The sequence below is a fragment of the Caulobacter sp. GW821-FHT10E02 genome (assembly GCF_059415225.1).
Genome location: NZ_JBWKMV010000001.1, coordinates 1,090,858 through 1,116,544 on the forward strand (window position 1 = coordinate 1,090,858; position 25,687 = coordinate 1,116,544).

Sequence of the window (25,687 nt, forward strand, 5' to 3'; positions counted from 1 at the left end):
TCGGTGCGTCGATCCCATAAGGCCCTTCGGGCCGCGCTGCTCGCCTCCGCCGCTTTTCTGGCCCTGCCGACCATCGGCAGGGCCGACGGCCTTTTGTTCCACCTCACGGGCGACAAGGGCCTGAAGGCGGACGTGGCGGCCGGGGAGGCGACACCCAACTTCGTCGACAAGGTCAAGCTCAAGACCGATCCCGTCCACGGCGCCTATATCGAGGCCTCCAGCGAGCAGGTGCTGAGCTGGATGGCCCCGGGCAACATCTACGCCCAGCGTGGCACGCTCAGCTTCTACTGGCGCGGCCGCGACCCGATCGGGACCACGCCGTTCCCGCTGTTCCGCGTCGGTTACGCCGACCACGCCAGCTGGGACATGGCCTGGCTGCGCATCGACTGGAACGGCAAGGGCTTCGACGCCTTCGTCACCGACAACAATCTGTCCCGTGTGCGGGTCTCGACGACCCAAGCCGCGCCCAAGCCCGACCAGTGGGTGCTGGTGACCTTCACCTGGGACGAGGCCAAGGGCATCGCCCTCTATATCGACGGCAAGCCCGTGGCCGCGAAGGCGCAGACCGCCGCCCTGGACGCAGGCCTGGATCAGTTCGGACCGCACAGCCGGGTGGTTTCGCCCCACCAGGTGCAGAGCGCCTACCAGTTCATCCGCGGCGGCGATGTCGACGACATTCGCATCTACGACCACGCCCTGGGCGACGCCGACGTGGCGACCCTGGCCGGCGGCAAGGAACCCTCGGGCGCCGCGCCCGGGCCGGACATGAAGGCTTGGCTCTATCGTTATGGCTGGAACCGTCCGACCGATCCGCCGCCGTACCTGGCCGACGCCGCCACCAAGATCCGCAAGGTCGAGTTCACCGACCAGTTCGATCTGAAGGAACGCATGAGCCTGGGCTCGGACGGCATCCCCGAGACCACGTGGCCGGGCGTCTACAACCGCTCCAAGCTGCCGGGCCGCCACGACTATTTCGAGCTACCAGACTGGAACGTCTACACCGAGGGCGGTAAGGGCATCACCTTCACCCTGCCGAACGAACAATGGAACCGCCTGGAGTTTCAGGGCGCGGCCTATGGCACGCTGAACGGCCCCGACAAGCTGGTGATCAAGCGCCCGCAGGGCGAGCTGCGCACCCTCAACCAGTTCGCGACCCGCACCGGCGGCCAGCTGAAGTTCGAGAACGTCGTCCAGGAGACCCCGATCCAGGAGCTGGGCGCCTACTTCGTGGCTGGCGGCGCCGAGCCCGACGAGACGACGCTGAGCTACAAGGTCAAGCTGGAAGCCGACGTCGGCGTCTATCCGTCGCTGGACGAGCTGACGGCCTTCGTGAAGGGCCGCTTCGCCGCCGGCGAGCGGACCATGGTCGCGGCCCTGCCGGCCAAGGCCCCGACTTCGCCGCGCAAGGCTGACGCGGGTGCGAGCCTGCCGATCGCCCACATCCTGATCCCGGCCGACTTCCGCCAGACCCGCGCTGCGGGTCCGGTCGGCAAGTTCCAGTACGGCTGGCAGGGCATGGACGCCGGCCTCGACGGCGTGGCGATCGACATCCCGGCCCTGAAGGTCGCGCCGCTGGCTGGCGGCCTGTTCCCGCTGAACATCAAGGTCAAGGACCCGCTGTGGCCGGGCCGCGACCTGCTGGACGTCAATGTCTCGGTCAAGCCGGGCGAGGCGCGGACCGTGTTCCTCGACACCCGCGACCGGATGATCATGCCGGGCAAGAGCCTGCTGATCACCATCGCCGGAGCCGGCGCGGACTTCGACGCCCGCCAACTGGACGGCATGAACGTCCGCCTGAAGTTCAAGCCCGCCGAGGACGCCAAGGCCGAGCACGTCGCCGATCGTTTGGCGCAGGCGCGCGACAACCTGGCCTTCCTGGTGGAAGAGCACGACGTCTCCAAGCGTCTGGCCCGCTATGCGCGCCTCGATTTGGAGCTGTCGGACCTGCTGCGGATCGATCCGAAGAACCAGCATGGCCGCGAGATGTGGGCCGAGCTGAACCCTGAGCAGCCCGGCGTGCCGGTCACCGTCCCGACGACCCCGGCCGGCGTCCCGGCCTGGGCGTTCCTACAGACGGAAGACCTCAAACGGGTCCGCAAGTTCATCGAGTGGTGGATCGACAACCGCCAGGTCTCGTACGGCGACTTCGGCGGCGGCATCTCGGACGATGACGACCTGACCCAGCAGTGGCCGCCCTTGGCGCTGATGGGCGACATCCCCGACAAGGTCACCGCTTCGCTGAACGCCCTTGTCGATGCGGCCTACAAGAACGACATGCTCCCGAACGGCCTTGGCAAGATCAAGACCGACGAGCTGCACTCGTACGAAGAGGCGATCAACGCCAAGTCCGAGGCCATGTACACCGGCTATGGCGACCCCAAGGTCGTCGAGCGGCTGATGGAGACGGCGCGGGCCTATCCGACCGTCATGCAGAAGGCCGAGGACGGCCACGTCCACGTGATCAGCCGGTTCTTCTCGGCCACCGACGTGTCGCGCGACGGCCCGTGGGGCTGGTCGCACCCGTACTCGTATCTGATCCTGCATCCGGGCGTCGTTCTGTCCGACTTCAACGGCGACCCGACCATCAAGAAGCTGGTCGTCGACCTGGCCGACGGCCACATGGCCCACGGCAAGCAGCGGCCCGACGGCTCGTGGGTCTATCCGGAGGACATCCATTCGGCGACCGGCGAGAGCCGCGGTGAACTGGTGGCCGGCGCGCGGGGCAATGTCTCGACCGCCCAGCTGTTCTGGGCCGCCTGGCGCTGGACCGGGGACGACAAGTACCTGCGGCCGCTGAAGGGCGAGATGGTCAAGGGCAAGCTGGCCGATCTCGACGAGCTCAATGCCGATGTCGTCGAGAAGCTGGGCATGCGCGATACTTGGGGCGCCAAGCTGAAGGCCGACGCGGACGCCGGCGCGGACGACGCCTACACGCTGTACCAGGCCTGGAAGACCAGCGGCGACACCAAGTACCTGGAGAAGGTCTTCCACGACGAGGTCGTCACGGCCGAGCAGCGCATGTGGATGATGACCGACGCCCACTGGTGGTCGGATCGCGTGGAGCTGTTCAGCGACACCCTGCAGCGCACCCGCCTGGGCGGCATGGCCCTGCGCCGTAACCAGCTGGTCCCCGGACACTTGGTCAGCTGGCGCTTCGACACGCCGACCGCGGCCGAGGATGTCGGCATCCTGGTCACCGGCACCGGCGAGAAGAGCTTCAAGGTCACGGCCTTCAACCTGACCGACAAGCCGATGCACGCGGTGATGACCGGCTGGGACGTCTCGGCCGGCCAATGGAGCGTGGTCCGCGCGGTGGACGGCGCGGCCGAGCCGGCCGCCGAGGTCGCCTTCGAGCGCACCGCCGGCCTCGACGTGAGCTTCGCCCCCGGCAAGACCACGACCTGGGAATTCACCCTGAAGACCCCGGGCGAAGCCCCGGCCACGCGCTTCGACCTCGGCATCGGCGTCGACGACGTGAAGGCCAAGAAAGGCGGCGGCATCGACGTCACGGTCCACAGCCTGGGCGCCAAGCCCGCGCCGGCCAGCGTGGTGATCCTGGAGGACGGGCAGGGCAAGGAACTGGCGCGCGCCACCGTTCCGGGCCTGGCCGCGCCGCTGGACCTGAAGCCCAAGACCGCCAAGGTCGCGCTGAAGGGCGAATGGAAGGCCGGCTACCGCGTCCGCCTGAAGGCCGACGGAGCCGAGATCACCCAGCTCAACAACACCGTCGTCGCCAAACCGTAAGCATCAAGGAGGGCGCCCTTCGGGGCGCCCGCATTCCCATGGCCGAAACCGTCATCATCTCCCGCGAAACCTTCCAAGCTCTGCGCACTCGGCTGCCCGCCGTAACGCGCGAGCGGATCTTCGACTGCTACGCGATCAGCGAGACCACCTGGAACAAGCTGCGCGACGCCAAGCCGATCAAGCGCACCACGCTCGACCGCATCCTGGCGCGCTATGCGCTTCTGGAGCGCCGGGAAGCGGCTTAGGCCTGATGCCGAACCAGCATAACCGCGTTCCAACACGGCATTGGCCGCCGTCGGCCACCCGACCCTAGTCTTCCTGTCAAGACGCCAAGCTCGAGCGCTCTCCGCGCCGGGCCCAAGGACGTCGTCAATGGGAAGGCCCGACAGGGGAGGGAATATGCGTACCAAGGAACGCCAGCTGTGGCTGGCCAGCGTCTCGGCTGTGGCCATGGGTTTGGCTTTTGCGGGAGCCGCGTCGGCTCAGCAGGCCGCGCCCGCCGCACCGGCGGAAGACAACTCGGTGACCGAAGTGGTCGTCACCGGCTTCCGCTCCAGCCTGGACAAGGCTCTGAACGTCAAGCGGTCGGAAGCCGCCGCCGTCGACTCGATCCTGGCCGAGGACATCGGCAAATTCCCCGACCTCAACCTCTCGGAATCCATCCAGCGCATCCCGGGCGTGGCCCTGGCGCGTGACGGCGGCGAAGGCCGTCAGATCTCGGTGCGTGGCCTTGGGCCCCAATTCACCCGCGTCCGCATCAACGGCATGGAAGCCCTGACGACCGCCGGCGGCGCCGACGCCTCGGGCGGCACCAACCGCGGCCGCTCGTTCGACTTCAACGTCTTCGCCTCGGACCTCTTCAACTCGATCACGGTGCGCAAGACCGCCTCGGCCGACACCGAGGAAGGTTCGCTGGGCGCGACGGTCGACCTGCGCACCGCGCGGCCCTTCGACTACAAGGGCTTCACGATGGTGGGCTCGGCGCAGCTTGGCTACAACGACCTGGCCAAGTCGAAGAACCCGCGCGGCGCGTTCATGATCAGCAACACCTGGGGCGACGGCAAGTTCGGCGCCCTGCTGTCGGTGGCCTATTCGCAGCGCAAGCTGGTGGACGAAGGCTCGTCGACCGTGCGCTGGGCGACCGGCAACGCCTTCTCGCCGGGCTTCAACGCCCTGCCGGACGGCGCGGGCCTGCCGACCACGGTCAACCCGGCCGAGGCCGCCAACAACGCCGCCTTCCACCCGCGCTTCCCGCGCTTCGACATCTACAAGGATGACCAGAAGCGCCTGGGCGGCACCCTGTCGCTGCAATACGCGCCGACGGACAAGACCGAGGTCAGCCTCGACCTCCTCTATGCCGACTTCAAGGGCACCCGCGAGGAGCAGTATCTGGAGGCCCCGTCCTTCAGCGTCGGCGGCGCCTGTACGGCCGCCAATGTCAGCAACTCGTGCGGCATCGCCCAGACCCAGGTGGTCTCGGCGACGATCGACAGCACGACCAACACCATGACCAAGGGCGTGTTCAACAATGTCGACCTGCGGGTCGAGGACCGCTTCGACAAGCTGGACACCAAGTTCACGCAAATCGGCCTGTCGGGTAAGCACCACTTCACCGACGACATCGTGGTCGAGGGCCTGATCGGCCACTCCAAGTCGGACCACCAGAACCCGATCCAGACCACGGTCCAGTTCGACCAGTTCAACATCCAGGGCTATTCGTACGACTACACGCAAGGCCGCAACCCGGTCATCGGCTACGGCAACGCCAAGCTGACGGACCCGAACGCCTGGGTGCTGACCCAGATCCGCATCCGTCCGCAGTCGGCGGTCAACACCTACGACGTCGCCTCGCTGGACGGCACGTGGGACAACCTCGGCATCTTCAAGCTGTCGGCCGGCGTCTCGTTCAAGAAGTACGACTTCGAGACCACCGAGTTCCGCCGCTCGAACGGCACCAGCACCAATATCGAGCCGACCGTGCCGGCCGCCCTGGTGGCCATCGACAAGTCGACCTACGGCCAGGTGATCAACTTCGCCGGCTTCAACAGCCTGATCCCGGACACGCTGAAGGCCGCCAACGTCCTCAGCCTCTATGATCAGACCGCTTATGGCGGCACGTTCAAGATGGGCAAGGAACCGGCTCTGGGTAACAACCGCGGCGTCCGTGAAAAGGACAACGGCGGCTACGTCCAGGCCGACTGGAACACCCAGATCGGCGAGTGGCCCTTCCGCGGTAACGTCGGTGTCCGCTACGTCGAGACCGAGCAGGCCTCGAACGGCTACACCTACGTCTCGGGCGCGCCGCTGGCGATCACGGCCGAGCGCAAGTACCACGACACCCTGCCGTCGATGAACATGGTGCTGGAGCCGCGCGACAACTTCCTCATCCGCTTCGGCGCGGCCAAGGTGATGTCGCGTCCGGACCTGGGCTCGCTCACGCCGGGCGCCACGGTCAGCGTCTCGGGCGCCGGCCGCTCGGTCAGCGCGGGCAACCCGAACCTGGATCCGTTCCGCGCCAAGGCCTACGACCTGTCGTTCGAGTGGTACTTCGCGAAGTCGGCCCTGCTGTCGCTGGCCCTCTTCAAGAAGGACATCTCCAGCCTCGTCCAAACACTGCAGACCAACACCGCCTTCACCGGCAACCCGTTCGGCCTGCCCGACAGCGTGGCCATCGCCGCCTGCGGCACGACCAACGGCTGCAGCCCCTCGGCTCAATGGCAGTTCAGCACCCCGGTCAACACGCCCGGGGGCACGCTGAAGGGCTTCGAAATCAACTACCAGCAGCCCTTCAGCTTCCTGCCCGGCGCGCTCAAGCACACCGGCGTGCTGCTGAACTACACGGGCGTGAAGTCCGAGATCCAGTACCTGAACGGGGCCGGCGCGGTCATCGCCACCGGCGACCTGACCGGCCTGTCGCGCAGCTCCTACAACGCCACCCTCTACTACGAGGACAGCAAGTGGAGCGCCCGCGTCTCGGCGGCCTATCGTGACAACTACCTGACCCGCATCCCGGGTTCGGAAGCCGGCACCAACGCCGACGGCACCAAGGCGACCCTGAACGTCGACGCCTCGCTCCAGTACACGCTGAACGAACATTTCAAGCTGTCGCTGGAAGGCGTGAACCTGACCGACGAGTACCAGGACCAGTTCAACGACAGCGTCGCCGACCGGTCCTCGTTCTACCACCACACCGGACGCGAGTTCATCCTGGGCCTGCGGTATACCTTCTAGCCTGGGCATGAAGCGGTTCTGGCTTGTCCTCCCTTGCTAGAGCCGCCGCCAGGCGCGCGGACGCCAATTCTCCTCCCGGCGTCCGCGCGCCTGGCGATCTTTCGAACGGTGTGACGATGCGTCTTCGGCTTCTCAGCGGCGTGTTCGCCGTCGGTCTGCTGGCCCTGCCTTGCGGAGGGCAGGCCCAGATCGCCGTGTCGGCGAACGACGGCAAGCAGGTGCTGAACGACGGCGAGCAGGTGGTTCCGGCCAAGCCGGCCCCCGACACGGTCTCGCTGATCGATCTGTCCGTCTCGCCGCCAAGACTTCTCGGCTCGGTCGAGGCCCCGACCAGCATCATTGGCCCTCCCGCCAGTGTCGCCGTCGCGCCCGACGAGTCGATCGCCCTGGTCACCGCGGCCCGTAAGCTCTCCCCAGCTGGGCCCGGTGGCCAGGGGACCGATGACAAGGTCAGCGTCATCGCCCTGAAGGACGGCCCGCCGCGCATCGTCGCCACCTTGCAGGCCGGGCAGGGCGCCTCGGGCGTCTCGATCAGCCCCGACGGCAAGCTGGCCCTGGTCGCTAACCGCGCCGAAGGCACGGTCTCGATCTTCAGCATCGCCGGCCTTGAGGTGCGTCCCGCCGGGACCGTGGTCATCGGCGACGCCAAGTCCGCGCCCGCCGAACCGATCTTCTTCGACGGTGGCAAGCGGGCGCTGGTCAGCCGCGACGGCGACCACAAGATCTCGGTGCTGCGCATAGAGGGGACGACCGTGACCGTCGAGTCCAGGACCCTGGCCCCTGGCCTGCGGCCCTACCAGATCGACACCGTCGGTCCGCGCCGCTTCGCCGTGGTCGGCAATATCGGCGGCGGCGGCAAGGACATGGACACGGTCAGCCTGATCGACCTCGTCTCCGAAGCCTTCCCGCGCGTCGTCGATGTCGTTTCCGTGGGCCTGACGCCGGAGGGCCTGAAGATGTCACCGGATGGCCGCTTCGTGGCGGTCAATGTCAACGACGGCTCCAACGCCAGCGCCGAGTCGCCGCGCTATTCCAAGCAGGGTCTCGTGCAGGTCTGGCGGATCGACGAGCCGGGCAAGCTGGTGAAGGTGACCGAGGCCCGCACCGGCGCCTGGGGGCAGGGGATCGCCTGGTCCAAGGACGGCAAGACCCTGCTGGTCCAGTGCGCGGTCGAGCAGCGCCTCGACGTGTTCGGCTTCGACGGCAAGCGCCTGACGGCCAGGGGCGCGATCGCCCTGCCGGCCGGGCCGGCGGCGATCCGCACCGCCGAGCCCTAGTCGAGCTTTTTCGCCTTCAGCCAGTCCTGGATCAGCTTGGCGATCTGCGTCGAGTGCTTCTCGATCATCACCATGTGCCCGTCGCCGTGCAGGCCGACATCCTCCAGTCGCGTGAAGTCGGTGGTGACACCGGCCTGGCGCAGGTAGCGCACGGTGCAGTGGTCGTAACCCGCGTGGTACGAAGCCTCCGACACCAGCACGAAGATGGGAAAGCGCGACAGGTTCACCAGTTTGCGGGCCGGCTCGGGCTGCAGCCAGCAACGGACCAGATCGGGCTTCTCCGGCGCCGCTTCCTGGACCCTGCCGAGATCGGCCGGTGAGGTCAGCGCCGGCGCGTAGGCCAGCGGCGTCGTGGTCAGGCCGTAGGGCCGGGACAACTTGTCGGGATCGGAGTCGCCCCACGGTGGCGGCGCGCCGAAGAACGGCGGGCCGCTGGGCTCGACCGCGACGATGGCCTTGACCAGCGCCGGCCGCGCCTCGCCGATCGCCCAGCCGAACGCGCCGGATTGGGAGTGGGTGACGACGATCGCCGGCCCGATCTTGTCCAGCAGCGCCGCACCGGCGTCGGCCACGAGTTTCGCCGAAACGTCGCCGCCGGCGCTCTCGACCTGGGTGGCGTAGAACTGGTCGAAGATCGGGTCACCCGGCTTACCGGTTCCCGGGAAGCCCGAGTGCAGCTTGGCCTGCGGCCAGCCTTGCGGCTGTCCCAGGGCGGGCTCGAAGTTCTGTGTCGCCGTAAAGCGCTTCTGCAGGAACTCTGGCGTCTGGCGTTTTACCGCGCCGTACGAGGCCTCGTAGCCCGAGGCCCCGCGTCCCGGCTGGTCCATCAGATAGACCGTCCAGCCGGCGTCGGCGAACACCTGGGCCCAGCCCGGTCGGCCATCCGGCGTGGAGAGGAAGTTGGTCACCGTCTGGCCGGCGCCGGGGATGAACACCAGCGGCGTCCTGTGCAGCGGCTTGTCCGGTCGCATGAACAGCACGTGCGCCTGGCCGGCCATCGCCTGGCCTTCGCGGACGTAGTGGCCGCCGACGAAGAAGGTCCCGACCTCCGCGGCCTGGGTCGGGGCGGCGGCGCAGCAGAGCGCCAGGGCCAGGAGCGAAACGGCGAGCTTTTTCATGCCGTATCTCACCGCGTTCCTCCCGATCCTGGCCAATGCCGAAAAGGACTGAGGCTATGCCGGCAGGCGCACGGCGCCGGCCTCGCGCAGGGCCTTGATCGTCGGAAAGCCGTCGACGGCCATGAGCAGGTCCGCCTCGGCCAGGATCGAGCGCAGCACGTGGACCGCGCCCTCGGTCCCGCCCAGGGCCAGGCCGTACGAATAGGGACGCCCGACGCCGACCGCCGTCGCGCCGATCGCCAGGGCTTTCGCGACATCGCTGCCCGAGCGGATGCCGGAGTCGAACATCACCGGCGTATCGCCCGCCGCCTCGACCACACCCGGCAGCATGTCGATGGCCGCGATGCCGCCATTGGCCTGCCGGCCGCCGTGGTTGGAGCAGTAGATGCCGTCCACGCCCTCGTCCTTGGCGCGGCGCACATCGTCGGGATGGCAGATGCCCTTCAGCACGATCGGCAGCTTGGTCAGCGACCGCAGCCACGGCAGGTCGGCCCAGGTCAGCACCTTGCCGAAGGTCCCGGCCCAGGTCATCACCGAGGTCTGCAGGTCGGACGTCGGGTCCTTGCCGCCGATCATGGCGCGGAAGCGCGGGTCCGAGAAATAGTTGGCCAGCACCGCGCCGCGCAGCTGCGGGAAGTTGCTGTCGTTGAGGTCGCGCGGCCGCCAGCCGGTGACCCAGGTGTCCAGGGTGATGACGATGGCCTTGTAGCCGGCCGCCTCGGCGCGGCTGACCAGGCTGGCGGCCAGTTCGGGGTCCTTTGGCGTGTAGAGCTGGAACATCCCCGGCGTGTCGCCCATGGCGGCGGCGACGTCCTCCAGCGGGTCGTTGGTCAGGGTGGAGATCACAAGCGGCACGCCGGTCGCGGCGGCGGCGCGGGCGGCGGCCAGGTCCCCGTGGCCGTCCTGGGTGCAGAGCCCGGTCACCCCGATCGGAGCCATGAACAGGGGACTCGGCAGCCTCATGCCGAAGAGGTCGATCGAGAGGTCGCGCGTCGAGCAGTCGACCATCATGCGGGGGATCAGCCCCCAGTGCTTGAAGGCCGAGGCGTTGCTGTCCTGGGTGTGCTCGTCGCCGCAGCCGCCCTGGACGTATTTCAGGGTCGAGGGCGGCATGGCCGCTTGGGCCCGCGCTTGCAGGGTGGCGAAGTCGACGGGGTATTTCGGGACCACGCCTTGCAGGCCCCGGAAATAGATCTCGTTCTGATAGTCGCCATAGTGCGGCATGGTTCACTCCCTGGGAGCGCTCGACGGTCTTGGGCGTCGATGCGCGAGCGCCGATTTGACGCGATGGGCGCTAGTCCTTCAAGGGCGCTCGACGCTCCAGCCACCAGAGCAGACCGAGCATGACCAGGAGGCCGGCGGCCCAGGGCCAGGACGAGCCCGGCGTGGTGTGGCTGGCGTTTGCGCCGCGCGTGACGCTGGTCGCCACAGCGTCGAGCGTCGCCTGCCGGTTGTCGGCCTTGGCCAGCGACGGCGCGGCGTCGGCGGGATGGACGTAGAAGTGAGAGCCGCCCATGACCTGATGCCAGCCGATTTGGCGGGGCCAGTAAGCGGCGCATCCGCCGGGGCCGACGATCGGCCGGCTCTCGACGCCGTCGGGATCGACGACGCGGATCGGCCCGGCAGCGCCGCAGAGGATCGCGCGTTGGCCAGGGCGGGCAAGGCCGTCCAGGCGCGCGCCGAGGCCTTCGCTCGGACGAGCCAGGGCCGAGAACAGGCTGCTCCACATCTCGCCATAGCGGTCGGCGTGGCCGGCCAGGGCCAGGCCGTAGCTGTCGGCGACGATCCAGAGGCCGACGCGACCCTGGCCACGCGGACGCCAGGCGGCCAGCGGCGCGCCGGTCTTGTCGCGGATCATCGGCACGCCCTCGCGGCCGGCCTGGGCCAGGTCGTAACGGGTCAGTTCGAGGTCGCCGTTCAGGCGGAAGGTCTGGACCTCGCCGCCGCCGGTGGTCGGCATGCCCAGGCTGGTCCAGTCGCGGCGCGTGGCGGCCGAGAGCGGGCCGGTGGGGCGCAGCAGCAGGCCAAGGCCCTCCTGCGTCGCCGCAGCCAGGGTGGCGCGAGCGCTGGCCGACAGGGTCTCCCAGCGGCGATCGTCGACGACCACGAGATCGACCTCGGCCAGGCTGGCGCGGGTGATCGGCGTCGGCGGATCGCCCAGCACCACGCCGCCGCCGACGTCGATGTCGAGGCTCAGCGCGATGCTGGCATCCTGGGCCCAGCGGCGTAGGTACTTGGTCTCGGCACTCGGCGCGCCAGCTAGAACCAGTACGCGCGGCTGGCGCTGGGCGCGGGTCTCGACCGGGATTTCGATGTGCTCGGCGACGTCCTTCAGGCGCAAGTCGAACAGCGCCAGGCCGGGCGCGCGGGCGGCGGCCGACAGCTGGAAGCGTCCGTTGGCGGGCACGGTAGCCTGATCGACCACCGTACCGGCCGGATCCAGCAGCTCGACGGTTCCGGCATTCCCGACCTGACCAGCCACAGTGAAGCGCGCGCCCGGGGCGACGGGTTTGGGCAGGCTCAGCTCGACCAGGCCGCGCGGGGCGCGTGAGGGCGCGAACTCGGCGGGACGGTCCAGCGCGATCTGGTCGCGCGGCGTCAAGCCATCGCCCTCGATCCGGATACGGCCAGGCTCAGGATAGAGGCGCAGGGCCGAGCCGAGGTCGGGCACGCGCACCGCGCCCGGCAGCGCGCCGGCCTCGGGCAGGGCGACCAGCACGTCGCCGGAAGCGCGCAACGCCGGCTTGGCTCCGTGCGTGGCGACTACCAGGCGGCCCGGCGCCGTGCCGACCGCTGGCGGGAAGAGCGTCAGATAAAGCAGGATGCCGCCCACAACATTCAGAGCGATCAGCGCCGGCAGCCGCCAAGCCGGGCCGCGACGCCACAGGATCAGCCGGACGCTCGCCCCGCCGACGGCCAAGGCGATCAGGATCGCGGTCCACAGGCTCATCGCAGCGCGTCCAGATAACGGCGGCCGCGCGCGTCGGCCGGGTCACGGCGGTGCACGGCGGCTGGCGGGCGCTCCAGGGCGGTCCACAGCAGGGCGCGCAGCTTGCGGCGGCAGTCCTGGCACTGGGGCTCGTTGCGGACCGTGTCGATCGCGGCCGACAGGACCAGCGGATCGGTCAGGCGCTTGGCGTTGGCATTGACCCAGCGCGTCAGGGCGTCGAGCGGGACCGGCGCATTGGGACGCTCGCCCAGCGCGCGCCAGACCTCAACGGCCGGGGTGTCGGCGGGGTCGCGGGTCGTCGGTGCGAGACGTCCCGGCGCGATGCCCTCGCGCTTGCCGGTCATGCGGCGCGACAGGTCGACCGGCGGCAGCTTCGGCGGCGTGCGGGCCAGGAAGATGCGGCCGGCCTGCTGGGCGGTCTTCAGGAGGTTCAGGGCCTTGTAGGCGTGGGGCAGGGCGTCCTTGGGCTTGCCTTGGCGCAGGGCGCGCTCGCTGTCCCACATGGCGTCCAGCGCCTGGGCCAGTGTCGAGCGGGTGCCGGGGTCGAACAGGGTCGCCGCATCGCCGGTGTCGTGGGCGTGGCCGAACTCGGCGACGACCGACTTCATGTCGTTGAGATCGACCGCGCCGTGGCCATGGTCGTCATCGTCATGATGTTCGGGCGCGGGCTTGGCGGGCGCCGACGCGCCATCATCGATGGGCAGGGCGGGGGCGTCGCTGGTCGGCAGATCAAGGTGGGGCTCGCCCTCGGCCTTCTCGCCCATGAACTGGCCGTAGCGCAGGCGGAGCTGGGCTTGGTCGGCGCCCAGGCCGTTGGAGCGGTCCAGGAAGACGTCGGGCGAGATCTTGGCCCGCTGGGCGATCAGGACCTCGGCGTCGATGATGATCTGGCGCTGGCTGCGGAAATACACGGGCATCACCTGCTTGGCCATTCCGTCCAGACCGTCGGCCAGGCCCATGGCGGCGGGCCAGCGGAGGATGACGCTGGGGCCCTCGACCGTCTGGCGGTGATTGTCGCTGACCACCAGCTGCACGATCATGTCGCCGCCTTGCGCCAGGCCTTCGCGAGCCAGGTCGAGGCCGGCGGTGAAGCGCTTGAGCCTCGCGGGGCCTTGGCCGCTCAGCGGCTGGGTCCGCACGGTGGTGGTGATGTTCTCGCCTTCGCCCTTGGTGACGGTGATCCGCAGCTGGGCGACAGTCTCGACGCCATAGTCGTCGCGGACCTCGAACACCGGCGCCCAGCGGGTCTGGCCGGGCGAGATCAGGGTCAGGGCGCTGTCGGGCGTGACGACGCGGACGACCGGCGCGGCGTCGGGGATCATCTCCAGCCGATGCAGACGCTGGCGGGCCAGCCCCGCGCCTTCAATGCGGTAGAGCGCCGAGCGCGTGAACACCCGCTCGCCCAGCCAGCGGCCGCCGTCGCGGCGCAGCGGCAGCGCGGCTTCGCCAGGGAAGCTCAGGCCGGCGCTGTCGGGATGCGGCCGGAAGCTCACCGTCCATTCGACGCGCGAGCCCTCCGGCGCGCTGACGTCGAGGCCGTTCTGCTCGAACGGGCGCTGGCCGGTATAGGTCGGCGGCGTGATCCGCAGCTTGGCGCCGGTGAGCCTGGGCGCGCCTGGCGGCGATGCGGTCTCGGCCTTCTCAGGACCGAGTACCGTGCCGTAGGCCGTCGGCCAGAACAGGGCGGCGAGGATCACGACCGCGCTGACGCCGGCGGTCCAGGGGATCCAGCGGCGCGACCAGTTGGGGCGCAGGTCGATGGCGGCGGCCTCGGCGAGACGGGCTTCCAGGCGGGCGCGTTGCAGGGCGGCCAGACCATCTGCGGCGGGCTGGAACAGGAGGTCGCTGCTGTCCTCCAGGCCTGGCGCATGGGCGTCGAGGGCGGCGGTCAGCCAGGCTTGGTCGAAGCGCCGGGTTCGCTGGAGCGCGACCCAGCCCAGTACGCCCGCGCCGACGACGAGCACACCGATCGCACCCGGGACCCCGAACCAGCGCAGGCCCAGCGCGGCCAGCGCCAGGACGATCGGCAGACCGACGGCCAGCGTGTCGAACACGACGCGCTGGCGGGCCGCGCGCAGGTGATGGGCGAGGGCGGCGATCATGGGCGGTCGCGCCGCGTCGCCAGCCAGCGCTCGGCGACAAAGATCAGGGCGATCAGCAGGGCCAGCCAGGGACGCAGGCTGACGGGATGGGGGTTATAGGCCCCGGCCGTGGCGTGGACGCTGGGCGCATAGTCGGTCGCCGCGACTCGGCTCGGCGCGGGCGGCGGGGCCAGCAGCGTCCAGAGCTGTTCGGGGAAGTCGGGCTCGACCAGGGCCGGCATGGCGCTGGGTTCGAGCGAACGAGTCAGACGCAGCACGCGGCCCTTGCCGAAGCGGCCGCCCGTGGCCAGCGGCGCGCCGTCTGCGTCGCGCCAGATGGTGGGCTGGTCGCCTTCGACGGGCGAGGGGGCGTCTTGAGTCAGCAGGGCGACCCCGCCGGCCTCGATCCAGTCGAGCACCGGCGCCGGCATGGGCGCGCTGGAGAGCCAGACGAGATAGCGTGCGGTGCGGGGTACGGGGCTGTCGGTGGATGCGGCGTCGAAGGCTGGCGGTTTGCCGGGTTCGGCGAAGGCGGTCGCCGCCGCGCGGAAGTAGCCGACGGCGCGTTCGTTGGTCGGGCTGTAGCGGACGGTCAGCGCAGGCGGCGTCGGAGCCGGGATCGGCGCCGAGCGGCGCGCCATTCCGACCCGCCAATCCACCTTGCGCGACAGGTAGAGCCGTTCGGCGTCACCGCTCAGCTCCGGCGGCGCGACGACGGTGATCGCCGTCTTGCCGGGCGTCTCGGCGTCAAGCTGACGGACGAGGCTGGCGAAGTCGGCCGACTTGGGCGCTGGCTTGTCGAGGCTAGGGAAGCCGGGCGCGAGCCAGACGCGGCGCTCACCCCGGTCCGGAACGCTCTTGGCGTCAACCATCGGCGAGACGGCGACCACCGGCCGGCCATCGCCTGACGGACGCAGCACCGGCTCGGCCAGGGCCAGCACGATGGCGACCACCAGTGCGATCCGCACCGCTAGGAGCACGCGCTCGTCCAGACGCAGGCGCTGGACCGGCTTGGGGTTCGGGTTCAGCCAACGCAGGGCGGCGAAGTCGACGGTCTGGGTCTCGGTGCGGCGGGCGATGTGAATCGCCAGCGGGACCAGCGCCGCGAGCAGGGCGCCGAGCGCGGCGGGGGCGAGCAGGGCGGGGATCATCCGCGCGCCATCGGTCGGGACAGGTCCTGGATCGGCTGGTCCGGATCGCGGTCGCTGAAATGCTCGACGAACCGCGCACCCTTGGCTTCCAGCCGCGCGCGAAGGGTCGCACGAGCCTCGGCGAACTTGATCAGGAAGTCGGCGCGAAGGCTGCGGCCGTCGCCGGCGAGCTGAGCGTCGCTCTCGGGATCACGGAACAGCAGGCTGCGATCGAACGGGAAGTCGCGCTCGTCGCCGGTCAGCAACTGTACGAACGATACGTCGCGACCCGACATCGCCAGCCGCTCGGCCGCCGCCACACAGGTCTCGTCGAAGCCGTCTGAGACGAAGATGACGAGGTCGCCCGGCGTGATCCGCTCGCCCAGCACTTTCAGGTCGCGCTCCCACTGCGGGACGCCGCCCGGCTTCAGCGGGCTGAGCGCCAGGCGTATGCGGTCGCGGTGACGGCTGTCGCTGGACGGCGGCAGGACGATCGCGCCCTCGGCGCGGGCGACGACCACGCCGAACCGGTCGGCCTGGTTCAAGGCGACCTCGATAATCGCGGCGGTCAGGCGGCGAGCGGCGTCGAAGCGCGTCCAGTTCGGTTTACCGACATCGGCCTGGCCCATCGAGGCGCTGGCGTCGAGCACGACCCAGATCGCCACAGGGCTCTCGCGCTCGGCGTCGCGGACGAAGAAGCGGTCCGAGCGCGAATAGAGCTTCCAGTCGATGCGCCGCAGGTCATCGCCGCGTTCGTAGGCGCGGTACTGGGCGAACTCCATGGCCCCGCCACGATTGCGGCTGGCGTGGTGGCCGTCTCCGATCAGCACCGCGGCCGCGCGCGGCGTCAGCGACAGGCGTCGCAGACGGCTACGCAGGTCCGGGGGCAGGTCGAACGGGGACATTGGCCGGTCTTAGTCGCGCGCCGGCGCGGGCAGGGCGGCCAGCAGGGCGACCACCACGTCGTCGGTCGACTTGCGCTCGGCCTCGGCGGCGAAGGACAGTAGGATGCGGTGGCGCAGAACCGGCGCGGCCAGGGCCTTCACATCCTCGCGCGTGGCGGCCAGGCGTCCGTGCAGCAGGGCGCGGGCCTTGGCGGCCAAGACCAGCGCTTGGCCGGCGCGGGGGCCGGCGCCCCAGCGGACATATTCCTGCACGGCGGCAGGCGCTTCCGGGCCGGGACGAGTGGCGCGGACCAGCGAGGTGATCCAGGTCAGCAGGCCATCGCTGATGTGCGCCTGGCGCACCCACTTCTGCAGTTCGATGATGTCGGCGCCGGTCATCACCGCCGCCGGGGCGCTGACGCCGCTGCCGGTGGTCAAGGCAAGGATGGCGCGCTCTTCCTCGGCGGTGGGATAGCCCACGCGGATGTTCAGCAGGAAGCGATCCAGCTGGGCCTCGGGCAGGGGATAGGTGCCGGCCTGCTCCAGCGGGTTCTGGGTGGCCAGCACGAAGAACGGCTCGGACAGCGGATGGGTCACGCCGGCGTAGCTGACCTGGTGCTCCTGCATGGCTTCCAGCAGGGCCGCCTGGGTCTTGGGCGGCGTGCGGTTCATCTCGTCGGCCAGCAGCAGGTTGGTGAAGACCGGACCCTGCTGGAAGCGGAAGTGGCGGTGACCGGTGCCGTGGTCCTCTTCCAGCACCTCGGTGCCGAGGATGTCGCTGGGCATCAGGTCGGGGGTGAACTGCACGCGGCGGAAATCCAGCGACAGCGCCTGGCCCAGGGTGCGGACCAGCAGGGTCTTGCCCAGGCCCGGCACGCCCTCGATCAGGCAGTGGCCGCCGGCCAGCAGGCCGATCAGCAGCTGCTCGACGACCTCGTCCTGGCCGACGATGGCCTGGCCGATCGCCGCGCGCAGCTGACCCAGGCGCTCGAGCTTGGCCGCGATATCGGCTTCGGTGGGGGTGACGCTCATCGGAACTCCGGACAGGTCGTAAGGCGGATCAGGCAGTCAGGGCGTAGAGGACGATGTTGACCGCGAACTTGGTGTTGTCCTCGGCCAGGAAGCGCTTGTTGCGCCAGTCGTAATCCCACTCGCAGCCGTAATCCTTGTTGCTGTAGAGCACCCCGAGGCGCCCGTTGATCTCGATGCCCTTGAGGTAGTCATGCACGAGATCGTCGCCCCAGCCGTTCAGCTCGAAGCTGGTGGCGGGCGGGCCGTCGAACTTGAAGAAGCTGCGATAGATCGCGTGGTCCTTGGGGAGCTTCTTCAGAGCGTCGCCGCCGAACAGCTTGGCCATCTGGCGCTCGAACGACTTGGCGAACAGGCCGTCGATGTCGTGGTTGCAGTCATCGACCAGCACGAAGCCGCCGTTGCGGACGTAGCGTTGGAAGTTGGCGGCCTCGGCGGGGCTGAACTCGACCAACTTGTGGCCGGCGATGTAGCAGAACGGCGCGGTCAACATGGCGGGGTCGGCGAGGCGCACGACGCGCTCCTCGGTGTCCACGCGCAGGTTGGTATAGTCGACCAGCGAAGTCAGGATGTTGGACGGCATCCGCTGGTCGACGTCCCAGTCGCCGGAGTCGTAGCGCAGGCGCGTGAACCAGAAATCATACGTCGGCGCGGCCTGAACGGCGGATGGTCGACTGGCGAGCCAGCTTCCCATCGCGCCGCCCGCCAAGAGACGCAGGCACTCGTTACGCGTTACGCTCTTACTCGGCATGTCGAGGTCAGACGGCGTCCGACAGCGAGGTGAAGGTGAAGTCCCGCAGACGCATGGCGGGGATCATCATCGACATGCGACCGCCTTCGCTGACCCGGACCGGACGGCCCAACTCATCGATGTTGTTCAGCATGATCACGGGCGACTCGTTGAAGCGGAAGTTCTTGATCGGGTGCTTCAGCTGGCCGTTCTCGATGTAGAAGGTGCCATCGCGGGTCAGGCCGGTCAGCAGAACGGTCTGCGGATCGACCATGCGGATGTACCAGGTGCGGGTCACCAGGATGCCGCGTTCGGTCTCGCGGATCATGTCGGCGGTCGACTTGGTGCCGCCCGACATGATGACGTTGCCCGGACGGCCGGTGACCTTCTTGCCCTGCTTCTGGGCCCAGTAGGGGCTGTAGAGCAGGTTGGCGATCTTGCCGTTCTCGACCAGCGGCATGCGCTCGCGCGGACGGCCCTGTTCGTCCCACGGATAGACCGGCAGTTCCTTGTCCCACGGGTCGGCCATGAAGGTGACGCGCGGATCGAAGACCTGTTCGCCCAGCTTGTTGCCGCCGCCCTTCTTGGACAGGAAGCTGCGGCCTTCGTCGGCCTGGCGGGCGTCGAAGTAGTTGAACATGAACGAGATCAGGCCCGAGGCCGCGTTCGGCTCCAGGATGACCGTGTACTTGCCGGGCTCAAGCGCCTGGGCCTCGGCCGAGGCGCTGGCCTTGCGCATGGCGATCTCGATGTCGCTGGACGCCTTGAAGGCCGCCGAGTCCTGCAGGTTGCGGGCGACCCAGCCCGAACCCTTGCCGTCGGCCGTGCGCACCGTGCAGGTGTAGTCCATCGACGTGGCGCGTTGGTAGCCGAACGCGCCCTTGCTGTTGGCGAAGGCCACGAAGCTCTGCTGGTCCTGCAGGAAGCCGGCGGCGACCAGCTTCTGGGCGCGGCAAGGCTCGATGGAGGCGCGGGCGACCTCGGCGCGCTGATCCGGCGTGATGGCGGCGGTCGCTTGGCTGAAGGTGTCGCTGGGCTTGTAGGCGGTGGCCTCGACGGCGGTGACGAACTCGGGGTTCTCCGGCGCCAGCTTGGCCAGCTCTTCGGCGCGCTTGACCACGCGGGCCAGGGCGGCGTCCGAGAACTCGTTGATCGTCGCGGTGCCGACCCGGCGCCCGAAGGCGACTGTGACGGCCAGGTCGGTGTCGCTGACGACGCCGCTGGTCGAGACGTTGTTCAGGGCGAAGCGGATATTGCCCTCGATCGAACCGGTAAGCTGCGCGGTGCACTCGTCGGCCGTCGACAGCTTGATGACTTTCGCGAGGATCGTCTTGGCCTCGGCTTCGGTCATGATGCTCATTGGATAATCTTCCCCGAACCGATCAACCGAGCGAACGCGCGGTGTTGATGACGTTGATGCCGTTGAACCGCGTGGTCGACGAGCCGTGGCTCACGGCCGAGACCTGGCTGGGCTGGCCCTTGCCGTCGAAGAACGAGCCGAACAGGCGGTAGTCGCGCTCGTCGCAGATCGCCGAGCAGGCGTTCCAGAACTCGGGCGTGCGCATCTGGTAGGCGACGTCTTCCAGCGGCTGGGTGATCTTGCCGTTCTTGATCTCGTAGAACAGCGTGCCGCCGAACTGGGCGTTGTAGCGCTGCTGGTCGATCGAGAACGAGCCGCGGCCCAGGATGTAGATGCCGTCCTCGACGCCCGCGATCATCTCGCCCAGGCTGAGCGGCTTCTTGCCCGGCTGCAGCGAAACGTTCGGCATGCGCTGGAACTGCACGGTCGACCAGCTGTCGGCGTACGAGCAGCCGTCGCTCTCGGTCTTGCCCAGGATGTGGGCCTGGTCGCGGGTGGCCTGGTAGTCGACCAGCTTGCCGTCCTGGATCAGCGGCCAGCGCTTGGTCTTGATGCCTTCGTCGTCGAAGCCCACGGCGCCCAGGCTGCCCGGCTGCAGCTTGTCGGCCATGATGTTGACCATCTCGCTGCCGTACTGGAAGTGCGCCTGGCGCTTGTCCAGGGTGGCGAAGCTGGTGCCGGCGTAGTTGGCCTCGTAGCCAAGGACGCGGTCGAGCTCGAGCGGGTGACCGACCGACTCGTGAATGGTCAGGCCCAGGTGGTTGGGGTCCAGCACCAGGTCGTAGCGGCCCGGCTTGACCGACTTGGCGGTCAGCTTCTCGCGCGCCTGGACGGCGGCGGCCTGAGCGTCCTCGACCATGTCGTAGGAATTGCCGTAGCTGATGATGCCGTTGGGCGAGAGGGTCTTATCCTTGGCCTGCGGGTCCAGGTATTCGTAGCCCATGCCCATCGGGGCCGAGAGGCCGTCGCGCGAGCGGAACTTGCCGGTGGTCTTGTCGACGGCGGTGACCGTGAACGGCGACCAGATGCGGTGGACGTCCTGGTCGATGTACGAGCCGTCGGTGCTGGCGAAGTACTTCTGCTCGTTGATCAGGAACAGGCTGGAATTGACGAAGTTGGCGCCGGCCTTCATCGCCGCGCCGTTGACCCGCATCAGCAGATCGACCTTCTCCTGCAGCGAGACTTCCATGCCGTTGCGGCGCAGGGGCGTGGCCCACTTGACCTCGCCGACGCCCTTGGTCGGGGCCAGCTGCACGGGGGCGGTCTGGTTCTTGGCGTTGGCCTTGGCTATGGCGACCGCCAGGCGGGCGGTGTCGGCCACGGCCTCGGCCGAGAAGCTGTTGGTGGCCGCGAAGCCCCAGGCCCCGCCGGCGATGACGCGCACGCCGACGCCGCTGGATTCGGTGTTGGTGACGCCTTGGACATTGGCTTCGCGCGTCTGGATGAACTGGCGCAGATAGCGGCCCACGCGGACGTCGCAATAGCTGGCCCCGGCGGCCGTGGCGGCGGTCATGGCCGCGTCGGCCAGGCGCTTCTTGACGGCCACGTCGAGGGTCTCGACCAGCTGTTCGGCGGCGATGGCGCGGCCGAAGCCGGGCAGCAGCACGCCGCCGGCGCCGATCCCGCAGGCGGCAAGGAACTGACGTCTATCCAAGGTTTCTTCTCCCCAACGGCCCAGCAACTCAGGCGCTCGCGTGATCCCCCTCCCGTCGGGAATCTTGCGCGAACGAAGTTCTGTAGCGCCCCGCCGCCGAGGTCAAATCTTTCTCGTATATCGTAGTCGATATGATCGGATTGCGCGCATCGGCGGCTGGGCGCGACGCAAAGCCTCCGGCTGGGTTCCGAAGCGCAAGCATGGCCTCGGTTATTGCATCCCGGATATAAGGTCGCAGACTCGACAAACAGGGACGGGCTTATGGATCGCTGGCAGGCGATGAGAGTGTTCGTGAAGGTCGCCGAGACCAAGGGCTTTGCCGAGGCCGCGCGGCACCTGCACATGAGCCCGCCGGCCGTGACCCGTGCGGTCGCGGCGCTGGAGGAGACGATCGGCGCGCGACTGCTGGTGCGCACCACGCGCTCGGTGACCCTGACCGATGCCGGGGCGCGGTTCTTCGAGGACTGCTCGCGGATCCTGGCCGACCTCGCCGAGGCCGAAGCCAGCGCCGCGGGCAGTTTCGCCACGCCCAGCGGGACCTTGACCATCACCGCCCCGGTGATCTTCGGCCACCGGTACATGCTGCCGATCATCCTGGACTATCTGGCCGCCTATCCGCAGGTCAGCATTCGCACCCTGTTCGTCGACCGCATGGTCAACATCGTCGAAGAGGGCGTGGACCTGGCCCTGCGGATCGGCAACCTGCCCAATTCCGGCTTCAGCGCCCTGCGCGTGGGCTCGGTGCGGCGGGTGATCTGCGGCTCGCCGGCCTATTTCGAGAAGCATGGCGCGCCCGCGACGCCAGCGGACCTCTCCGACCACGCGGTGGTCGCGACGACCAGCGCCTGGGCCTCGACGGAATGGCGCTTCGGTCAGGACGACAAGACCATCGTCCACGTCTATCCGCGCCTCTACTGCAACACCAACGAGGCGGCGCTGCAGGCGGCGACCGACGGGTTCGGCCTGACGCGGGTGCTCTCGTACCAGGTGGCCCCGGCTCTGGCCTCGGGCGCCCTGCAGACGGTGCTCTCGGCCTATGAGGAGGCCCCACTGCCGGTCCATCTCGTCCACCCCGAGGGGCGGCACGCGCCGGCCAAGGTCCGCACCTTCATCGACTTCGCCGCCGAACGGCTGCGGGCCGACCGGCGGATCAACTAGCTACAGCAGGCCCATCCACGAGATCGCGTCGACGGTCTGGCCCTCGGCCAGTTTCGAGAAGATCTCATGCAGGCAGCGCTTGGCGCGCCAGTGGCGAAGGAAGGGGAGGCGGGGCATGGCTAGTCCTCCTCCGTCAGCGTCGCGATCGCCGAGACCTCGCCGTCCCGCAGGCCGACGTGCTCGGCCTGGCGGCGGGCCGCGATGGTGCATTCGCCGGCGCGCAGCCTGAGCGCCAGGGCAATCGCCGCCTCGGCCTGGATGTCGAAGCTGCGGCCGGCGCGGGCGGCGTCGATCTCTTCGCCGGTCAGGCCGGCGCGCGAGGCGTCGGCGGCCAAGCTCTCGACCGTGTCCTGGGACAGGGCCAGCCGGACCTGCAAGGCCAGCCGTGGGGGCAAATCGGTGCTCATGATCATCTCCGACGTGGGGAAGACCCGCAGAGTGATCGTCATCGATCATCGGAAGAACGGCGAACCGGAGGAATGGATTGTTCCGGTTTTCGGAACGCGAACCATTCCACAGCGCGGAACAGTGACTTCCCCCGGTCGCGGCTTCAGTCCGCACGATGATTGGAGTGTCCTTGGCTCATCGGATGGACGCCGTGTCCAGCCGCCCCGCCAAAGGACACGACCATGCGCCTCCACTACTTCCCGCTGTCCGGCCACGCGCACCGGGCCCGCCTGTTCCTGTCGCTGATCGGCGTCGACGCCGAACTGGTCGAGGTCGACCTGCCCGGCGGCGCGCACAAGACGCCCGCGTTCCTGAAGCTGAACCCGTTCGGCCAGGTGCCCGTGCTGGAAGACGGCGATGTGGTCGTCTCGGACTCCAACGGCATCATGGTCTATCTGGCCAAAAAGTTCGGCAAGACCGACTGGCTGCCCGACGACGCGCTCCAGGCCGCCCAGGTGCAGCGCTGGCTGTCGGTCGCCGCCGGTGAGCTGGCCTACGGTTCGGCCGCCGCCCGCCTGGTCACCGTGTTCGGGGCCAAGCGCGATCCGGACGAGGTCATCGGCCGCGGCCACGCCCTGCTGAAGACATTGGACGCTCTGCTGGCCCAACAGGACTGGCTGGTCGCCGGCCGTCCGACCATCGCCGACGTGGCCCTCTACAGCTACACGGCCCGCGCGCCGGAGGGAAACGTCGACCTCGAGCCCTATCCGGCCGTCCGCCAGTGGCTGGCCCGGGTCGAGGCTCTGCCGGGCTTTGTGCCGTTCGCCCGCACGCCGGTCGGCCTGGCCGCCTAAGCCTCAAGCCAGGGAGCGGGCCATGACCACGATAGAAAAGCCCTCTCCCTGGCATCGCGGCGAGGTCGCGATCCAGCGCAGCGTCGGCGTCGACGCGAAGATGGAGACGGTGGGGCGCCGGGTCATCCGCGATTACCTGCTGGATCAGCATCGGGAGTTCTTCCCGCAATTGCCGTTCCTGGTCGTCGGCAGCGTCGATCCGACTGGCGCGCCGTGGGCGACCATCGTCGCCGGCCAGCCTGGCTTCATCAGCTCGCCCGACATCGACCGCCTGGCGATCCAGGCCGTGCGCCAGCCCAGCGATCCCGCCGATGCGGGGATGGAGGACGGCGATCCCGTCGGCCTGCTGGGTATCGAGCTGCACACCCGCCGCCGCAACCGCATGAATGGGACCGTGCGTCGAACGACCGAAGGCTTCGACGTCGTCGTGGGCCAGAGCTACGGCAACTGCCCGCAATACATCCAGCTGCGCGACTTCGCGGTGGTCGGCGACCCGGCCGCGCCCTATGCCGGCGAGGTCGAGACCTTCGAGACCCTGGACGCCGACGCCCGCCGGGTGATCAAGGCAGCCGACGCCTTTTTTGTAGCCTCCTACAGCGAGGAGAACGGCCGGCAGGTCGACGTCTCGCACCGGGGCGGCAAGCCCGGTTTCGTGCGGATCGGCGAGGACGGCGTCCTGACCATCCCCGACTTCGCCGGCAACCTGTTCTTCAACACGTTGGGCAATATCAGCCTGAACGGCAAGGCGGGCCTGGTGTTCGTCGACTTCGCGACCGGCGAGCTGTTGCAACTGACCGGGCAGGCCGAGGTGATCCTGGACTCGCCCGAGATCGCCGCCTTCCAGGGAGCCGAGCGGCTGTGGCGCCTGCGCCCGACCAAGGTCGTCCGCCGGCGGAACGTCCTGCCGGTCCGTTGGGTCGATCGCGCCGGCGGCGCCTCGCCCAACGCCCTGATCACCGGCGACTGGGACGAGACGGCGGCTCGCCTGAAGGCCGCCGAGCTGGCGACCCAGTGGCGGCCGTTTCGGGTCAGGAAGGTCACCGACGAAAGCGCCACGATCCGCTCGTTCGAGCTGGAGCCCGCCGATGGCGTCGTCGCCATTCCGCACCTGGCCGGCCAGCATCTGCCGATCCGGGTCCAGTTGCCCGGGACCGAGCGGCCCGTGATCCGCACCTACACCTTGTCGGTCGCGCCGTCGGACCCGTTCTATCGGATCAGCGTCAAGCGCGAGGGCGCTGTCTCCCGGTACCTGCACGACCAGGTCCGCGAGGGCGACCTGATCGAGGCCCGCGCCCCGGCTGGCGATTTCACCATCGACGCCCTGGAGAAGCGTCCGGCGGTGCTGCTGGCGGCCGGGGTCGGCATCACCCCGATGATCGCCATGGCCCGGCACATCCTGTTCGAGGGCTTCCGCAAGCGCGGCGTCCGGCGGACCTGGATTTTCCAGGCTGCGCGGACCAGGGCAGAGCGAGCGTTCGACGAGGAGCTGGCTGCCCTGATCGAGGCCGGGCAGGGCGCCATCCACCTGACGCGCATCCTCAGCGACACCGAGGGCGCGGAGCCCGACGACTACGACCTGCTCGGCCGGCTGGACATCGACGCCCTGCGCGCCGAGTTGCCGTTCGACGACTACGACTTCTACCTGTGCGGCCCGCCGGCCTTCATGCAGGCGGTCTATGACGGGCTGCGCGGCCTGAACGTCGCCGACAGGCGCATCCACGCCGAGGCGTTCGGCCCGGCATCGATGCAGCGCAAGCCGGATGCAGACGCCGCGCCCGTCAAGGTGGGGCCACCGCCGGCGACGACCTCCAAGCCGGTGTTCTTCATGGAGTCGTCCAAGGAGGCCCGTTGGGAGCCCGGCTCGGGCACGCTGCTCGACCTGGCCGAGGCGCGCGGCCTACAACCCGAATTCAGCTGCCGGGCCGGGACCTGCGGCTCATGCAAGACCAAGATCGTACAAGGCGCCGTCTCGTATCTGACGCAACCTAGCGCCCAGGTCGCCGACGACGAGGCGCTGATCTGCTGCTCGGTCCCCGCCGCCGAGGGGCCAGCGCTGCAATTGGCCCTCTGACCCCTATCTACGCCTCACACCAGGAGTTC

At 69.0% G+C, this 25,687-nt stretch carries 18 protein-coding genes; 7 read left to right on the forward strand and 11 right to left on the reverse strand.

Annotation, left to right across the window (positions count from 1 at the left end; translation table 11 throughout):
- The first annotated feature begins 3 nt into the window (after nt 1-3).
- The 4 genes from AC07NI_RS04830 to AC07NI_RS04845 all read left to right on the forward strand — a co-directional run bounded on the left by AC07NI_RS04830 (nt 4) and on the right by AC07NI_RS04845 (nt 8,252).
- A complete protein-coding gene (locus tag AC07NI_RS04830) occupies nt 4-3,744 on the forward strand; it encodes a LamG-like jellyroll fold domain-containing protein (protein ID WP_494616565.1) in 3,741 nt (1,246 codons plus the stop codon).
- A 38-nt stretch (nt 3,745-3,782) separates the two neighbouring features.
- On the forward strand, nt 3,783-3,989 hold the full coding sequence (locus AC07NI_RS04835; RefSeq protein WP_494616566.1) for a hypothetical protein: 207 nt from the start codon (nt 3,783-3,785) through the stop codon (nt 3,987-3,989).
- A gap of 154 nt (nt 3,990-4,143) precedes the next feature.
- The gene (locus AC07NI_RS04840) at nt 4,144-6,975 is read left to right on the forward strand and encodes a TonB-dependent receptor (protein ID WP_494616567.1); all 2,832 of its coding nucleotides are present in this window, start codon (nt 4,144-4,146) and stop codon (nt 6,973-6,975) included.
- A gap of 116 nt (nt 6,976-7,091) precedes the next feature.
- Nucleotides 7,092-8,252, forward strand: coding sequence for a YncE family protein (locus tag AC07NI_RS04845; RefSeq protein WP_494616568.1), 1,161 nt, complete (start codon nt 7,092-7,094; stop codon nt 8,250-8,252).
- On the opposite strand, the gene AC07NI_RS04850 is transcribed toward AC07NI_RS04845, so the two are convergent.
- The 10 genes from AC07NI_RS04850 to AC07NI_RS04895 form a co-directional block, all read right to left on the reverse strand.
- Nucleotides 8,249-9,370, reverse strand: coding sequence for an alpha/beta hydrolase (locus AC07NI_RS04850; protein WP_494616570.1), 1,122 nt, complete (start codon nt 9,368-9,370; stop codon nt 8,249-8,251). The genes AC07NI_RS04845 and AC07NI_RS04850 overlap by 4 nt on opposite strands.
- A gap of 54 nt (nt 9,371-9,424) precedes the next feature.
- Nucleotides 9,425-10,594 (reverse strand): alpha-hydroxy-acid oxidizing protein, encoded by a 1,170-nt coding sequence (locus tag AC07NI_RS04855; RefSeq protein WP_494616573.1) that lies wholly within the window; start codon nt 10,592-10,594, stop codon nt 9,425-9,427.
- Nucleotides 10,595-10,664: 70 nt separating this feature from the next.
- A complete protein-coding gene (locus AC07NI_RS04860) occupies nt 10,665-12,320 on the reverse strand; it encodes a hypothetical protein (RefSeq protein WP_494616574.1) in 1,656 nt (551 codons plus the stop codon).
- A complete protein-coding gene (locus AC07NI_RS04865; RefSeq protein ID WP_494616575.1) occupies nt 12,317-14,422 on the reverse strand; it encodes a DUF4175 family protein in 2,106 nt (701 codons plus the stop codon). Before AC07NI_RS04865 ends, AC07NI_RS04860 begins: the two co-directional genes overlap by 4 nt.
- Nucleotides 14,419-15,552 carry a BatA domain-containing protein gene (locus AC07NI_RS04870; RefSeq protein WP_494616577.1) on the reverse strand — a complete coding sequence of 378 codons (1,134 nt, stop codon included), beginning with the start codon at nt 15,550-15,552 and terminating at the stop codon, nt 14,419-14,421. Before AC07NI_RS04870 ends, AC07NI_RS04865 begins: the two co-directional genes overlap by 4 nt.
- A complete protein-coding gene (locus AC07NI_RS04875) occupies nt 15,549-16,436 on the reverse strand; it encodes a DUF58 domain-containing protein (protein WP_494616578.1) in 888 nt (295 codons plus the stop codon). Before AC07NI_RS04875 ends, AC07NI_RS04870 begins: the two co-directional genes overlap by 4 nt.
- 9 nt (nt 16,437-16,445) lie before the next feature.
- Nucleotides 16,446-17,447 carry an AAA family ATPase gene (locus AC07NI_RS04880; RefSeq protein ID WP_494616580.1) on the reverse strand — a complete coding sequence of 334 codons (1,002 nt, stop codon included), beginning with the start codon at nt 17,445-17,447 and terminating at the stop codon, nt 16,446-16,448.
- Nucleotides 17,448-17,475: 28 nt separating this feature from the next.
- Nucleotides 17,476-18,195, reverse strand: coding sequence for a DUF4159 domain-containing protein (locus AC07NI_RS04885; protein WP_494616581.1), 720 nt, complete (start codon nt 18,193-18,195; stop codon nt 17,476-17,478).
- Nucleotides 18,196-18,202: 7 nt separating this feature from the next.
- Nucleotides 18,203-19,534: a TldD/PmbA family protein gene (locus AC07NI_RS04890; protein WP_494616583.1), complete on the reverse strand. Its 1,332-nt coding sequence runs from the start codon at nt 19,532-19,534 to the stop codon at nt 18,203-18,205.
- A gap of 22 nt (nt 19,535-19,556) precedes the next feature.
- On the reverse strand, nt 19,557-21,188 hold the full coding sequence (locus AC07NI_RS04895) for a TldD/PmbA family protein (RefSeq protein ID WP_494616584.1): 1,632 nt from the start codon (nt 21,186-21,188) through the stop codon (nt 19,557-19,559).
- Nucleotides 21,189-21,449: 261 nt separating this feature from the next.
- Between AC07NI_RS04895 and AC07NI_RS04900 the strand changes: the two genes are divergently transcribed.
- Nucleotides 21,450-22,346, forward strand: coding sequence for a LysR family transcriptional regulator (locus AC07NI_RS04900; protein ID WP_494616585.1), 897 nt, complete (start codon nt 21,450-21,452; stop codon nt 22,344-22,346).
- Between the two features lie 119 nt (nt 22,347-22,465).
- Here AC07NI_RS04900 and AC07NI_RS04905 read toward each other — a convergent pair whose 3' ends face one another.
- The gene (locus AC07NI_RS04905; RefSeq protein WP_494616586.1) at nt 22,466-22,753 is read right to left on the reverse strand and encodes a hypothetical protein; all 288 of its coding nucleotides are present in this window, start codon (nt 22,751-22,753) and stop codon (nt 22,466-22,468) included.
- 222 nt (nt 22,754-22,975) lie between these two features.
- Here AC07NI_RS04905 and AC07NI_RS04910 point away from each other — a divergent pair, with 222 nt between their 5' ends.
- A complete protein-coding gene (locus tag AC07NI_RS04910; RefSeq protein WP_494616588.1) occupies nt 22,976-23,587 on the forward strand; it encodes a glutathione S-transferase family protein in 612 nt (203 codons plus the stop codon).
- A 22-nt stretch (nt 23,588-23,609) separates the two neighbouring features.
- Complete coding sequence (locus AC07NI_RS04915; protein ID WP_494616589.1) at nt 23,610-25,658, forward strand: 2Fe-2S iron-sulfur cluster-binding protein; 2,049 nt, start codon at nt 23,610-23,612, stop codon at nt 25,656-25,658.
- Nucleotides 25,659-25,687: the final 29 nt, after the last annotated feature.

Coding starts and splice junctions, on each gene's coding strand:
- AC07NI_RS04885 (WP_494616581.1), bottom strand. CDS start 18,195: ATGCCGAGTAAGAGCGTAACGCGTAACGAGTGCCTGCGTCTCTTGGCG.
- AC07NI_RS04910 (WP_494616588.1), top strand. CDS start 22,976: ATGCGCCTCCACTACTTCCCGCTGTCCGGCCACGCGCACCGGGCCCGC.
- AC07NI_RS04890 (WP_494616583.1), bottom strand. CDS start 19,534: ATGAGCATCATGACCGAAGCCGAGGCCAAGACGATCCTCGCGAAAGTC.
- AC07NI_RS04870 (WP_494616577.1), bottom strand. CDS start 15,552: ATGATCCCCGCCCTGCTCGCCCCCGCCGCGCTCGGCGCCCTGCTCGCG.
- AC07NI_RS04915 (WP_494616589.1), top strand. CDS start 23,610: ATGACCACGATAGAAAAGCCCTCTCCCTGGCATCGCGGCGAGGTCGCG.
- AC07NI_RS04875 (WP_494616578.1), bottom strand. CDS start 16,436: ATGTCCCCGTTCGACCTGCCCCCGGACCTGCGTAGCCGTCTGCGACGC.
- AC07NI_RS04905 (WP_494616586.1), bottom strand. CDS start 22,753: ATGAGCACCGATTTGCCCCCACGGCTGGCCTTGCAGGTCCGGCTGGCC.
- AC07NI_RS04865 (WP_494616575.1), bottom strand. CDS start 14,422: ATGATCGCCGCCCTCGCCCATCACCTGCGCGCGGCCCGCCAGCGCGTC.
- AC07NI_RS04835 (WP_494616566.1), top strand. CDS start 3,783: ATGGCCGAAACCGTCATCATCTCCCGCGAAACCTTCCAAGCTCTGCGC.
- AC07NI_RS04855 (WP_494616573.1), bottom strand. CDS start 10,594: ATGCCGCACTATGGCGACTATCAGAACGAGATCTATTTCCGGGGCCTG.
- AC07NI_RS04840 (WP_494616567.1), top strand. CDS start 4,144: ATGCGTACCAAGGAACGCCAGCTGTGGCTGGCCAGCGTCTCGGCTGTG.
- AC07NI_RS04900 (WP_494616585.1), top strand. CDS start 21,450: ATGGATCGCTGGCAGGCGATGAGAGTGTTCGTGAAGGTCGCCGAGACC.
- AC07NI_RS04880 (WP_494616580.1), bottom strand. CDS start 17,447: ATGAGCGTCACCCCCACCGAAGCCGATATCGCGGCCAAGCTCGAGCGC.
- AC07NI_RS04850 (WP_494616570.1), bottom strand. CDS start 9,370: ATGAAAAAGCTCGCCGTTTCGCTCCTGGCCCTGGCGCTCTGCTGCGCC.
- AC07NI_RS04845 (WP_494616568.1), top strand. CDS start 7,092: ATGCGTCTTCGGCTTCTCAGCGGCGTGTTCGCCGTCGGTCTGCTGGCC.
- AC07NI_RS04860 (WP_494616574.1), bottom strand. CDS start 12,320: ATGAGCCTGTGGACCGCGATCCTGATCGCCTTGGCCGTCGGCGGGGCG.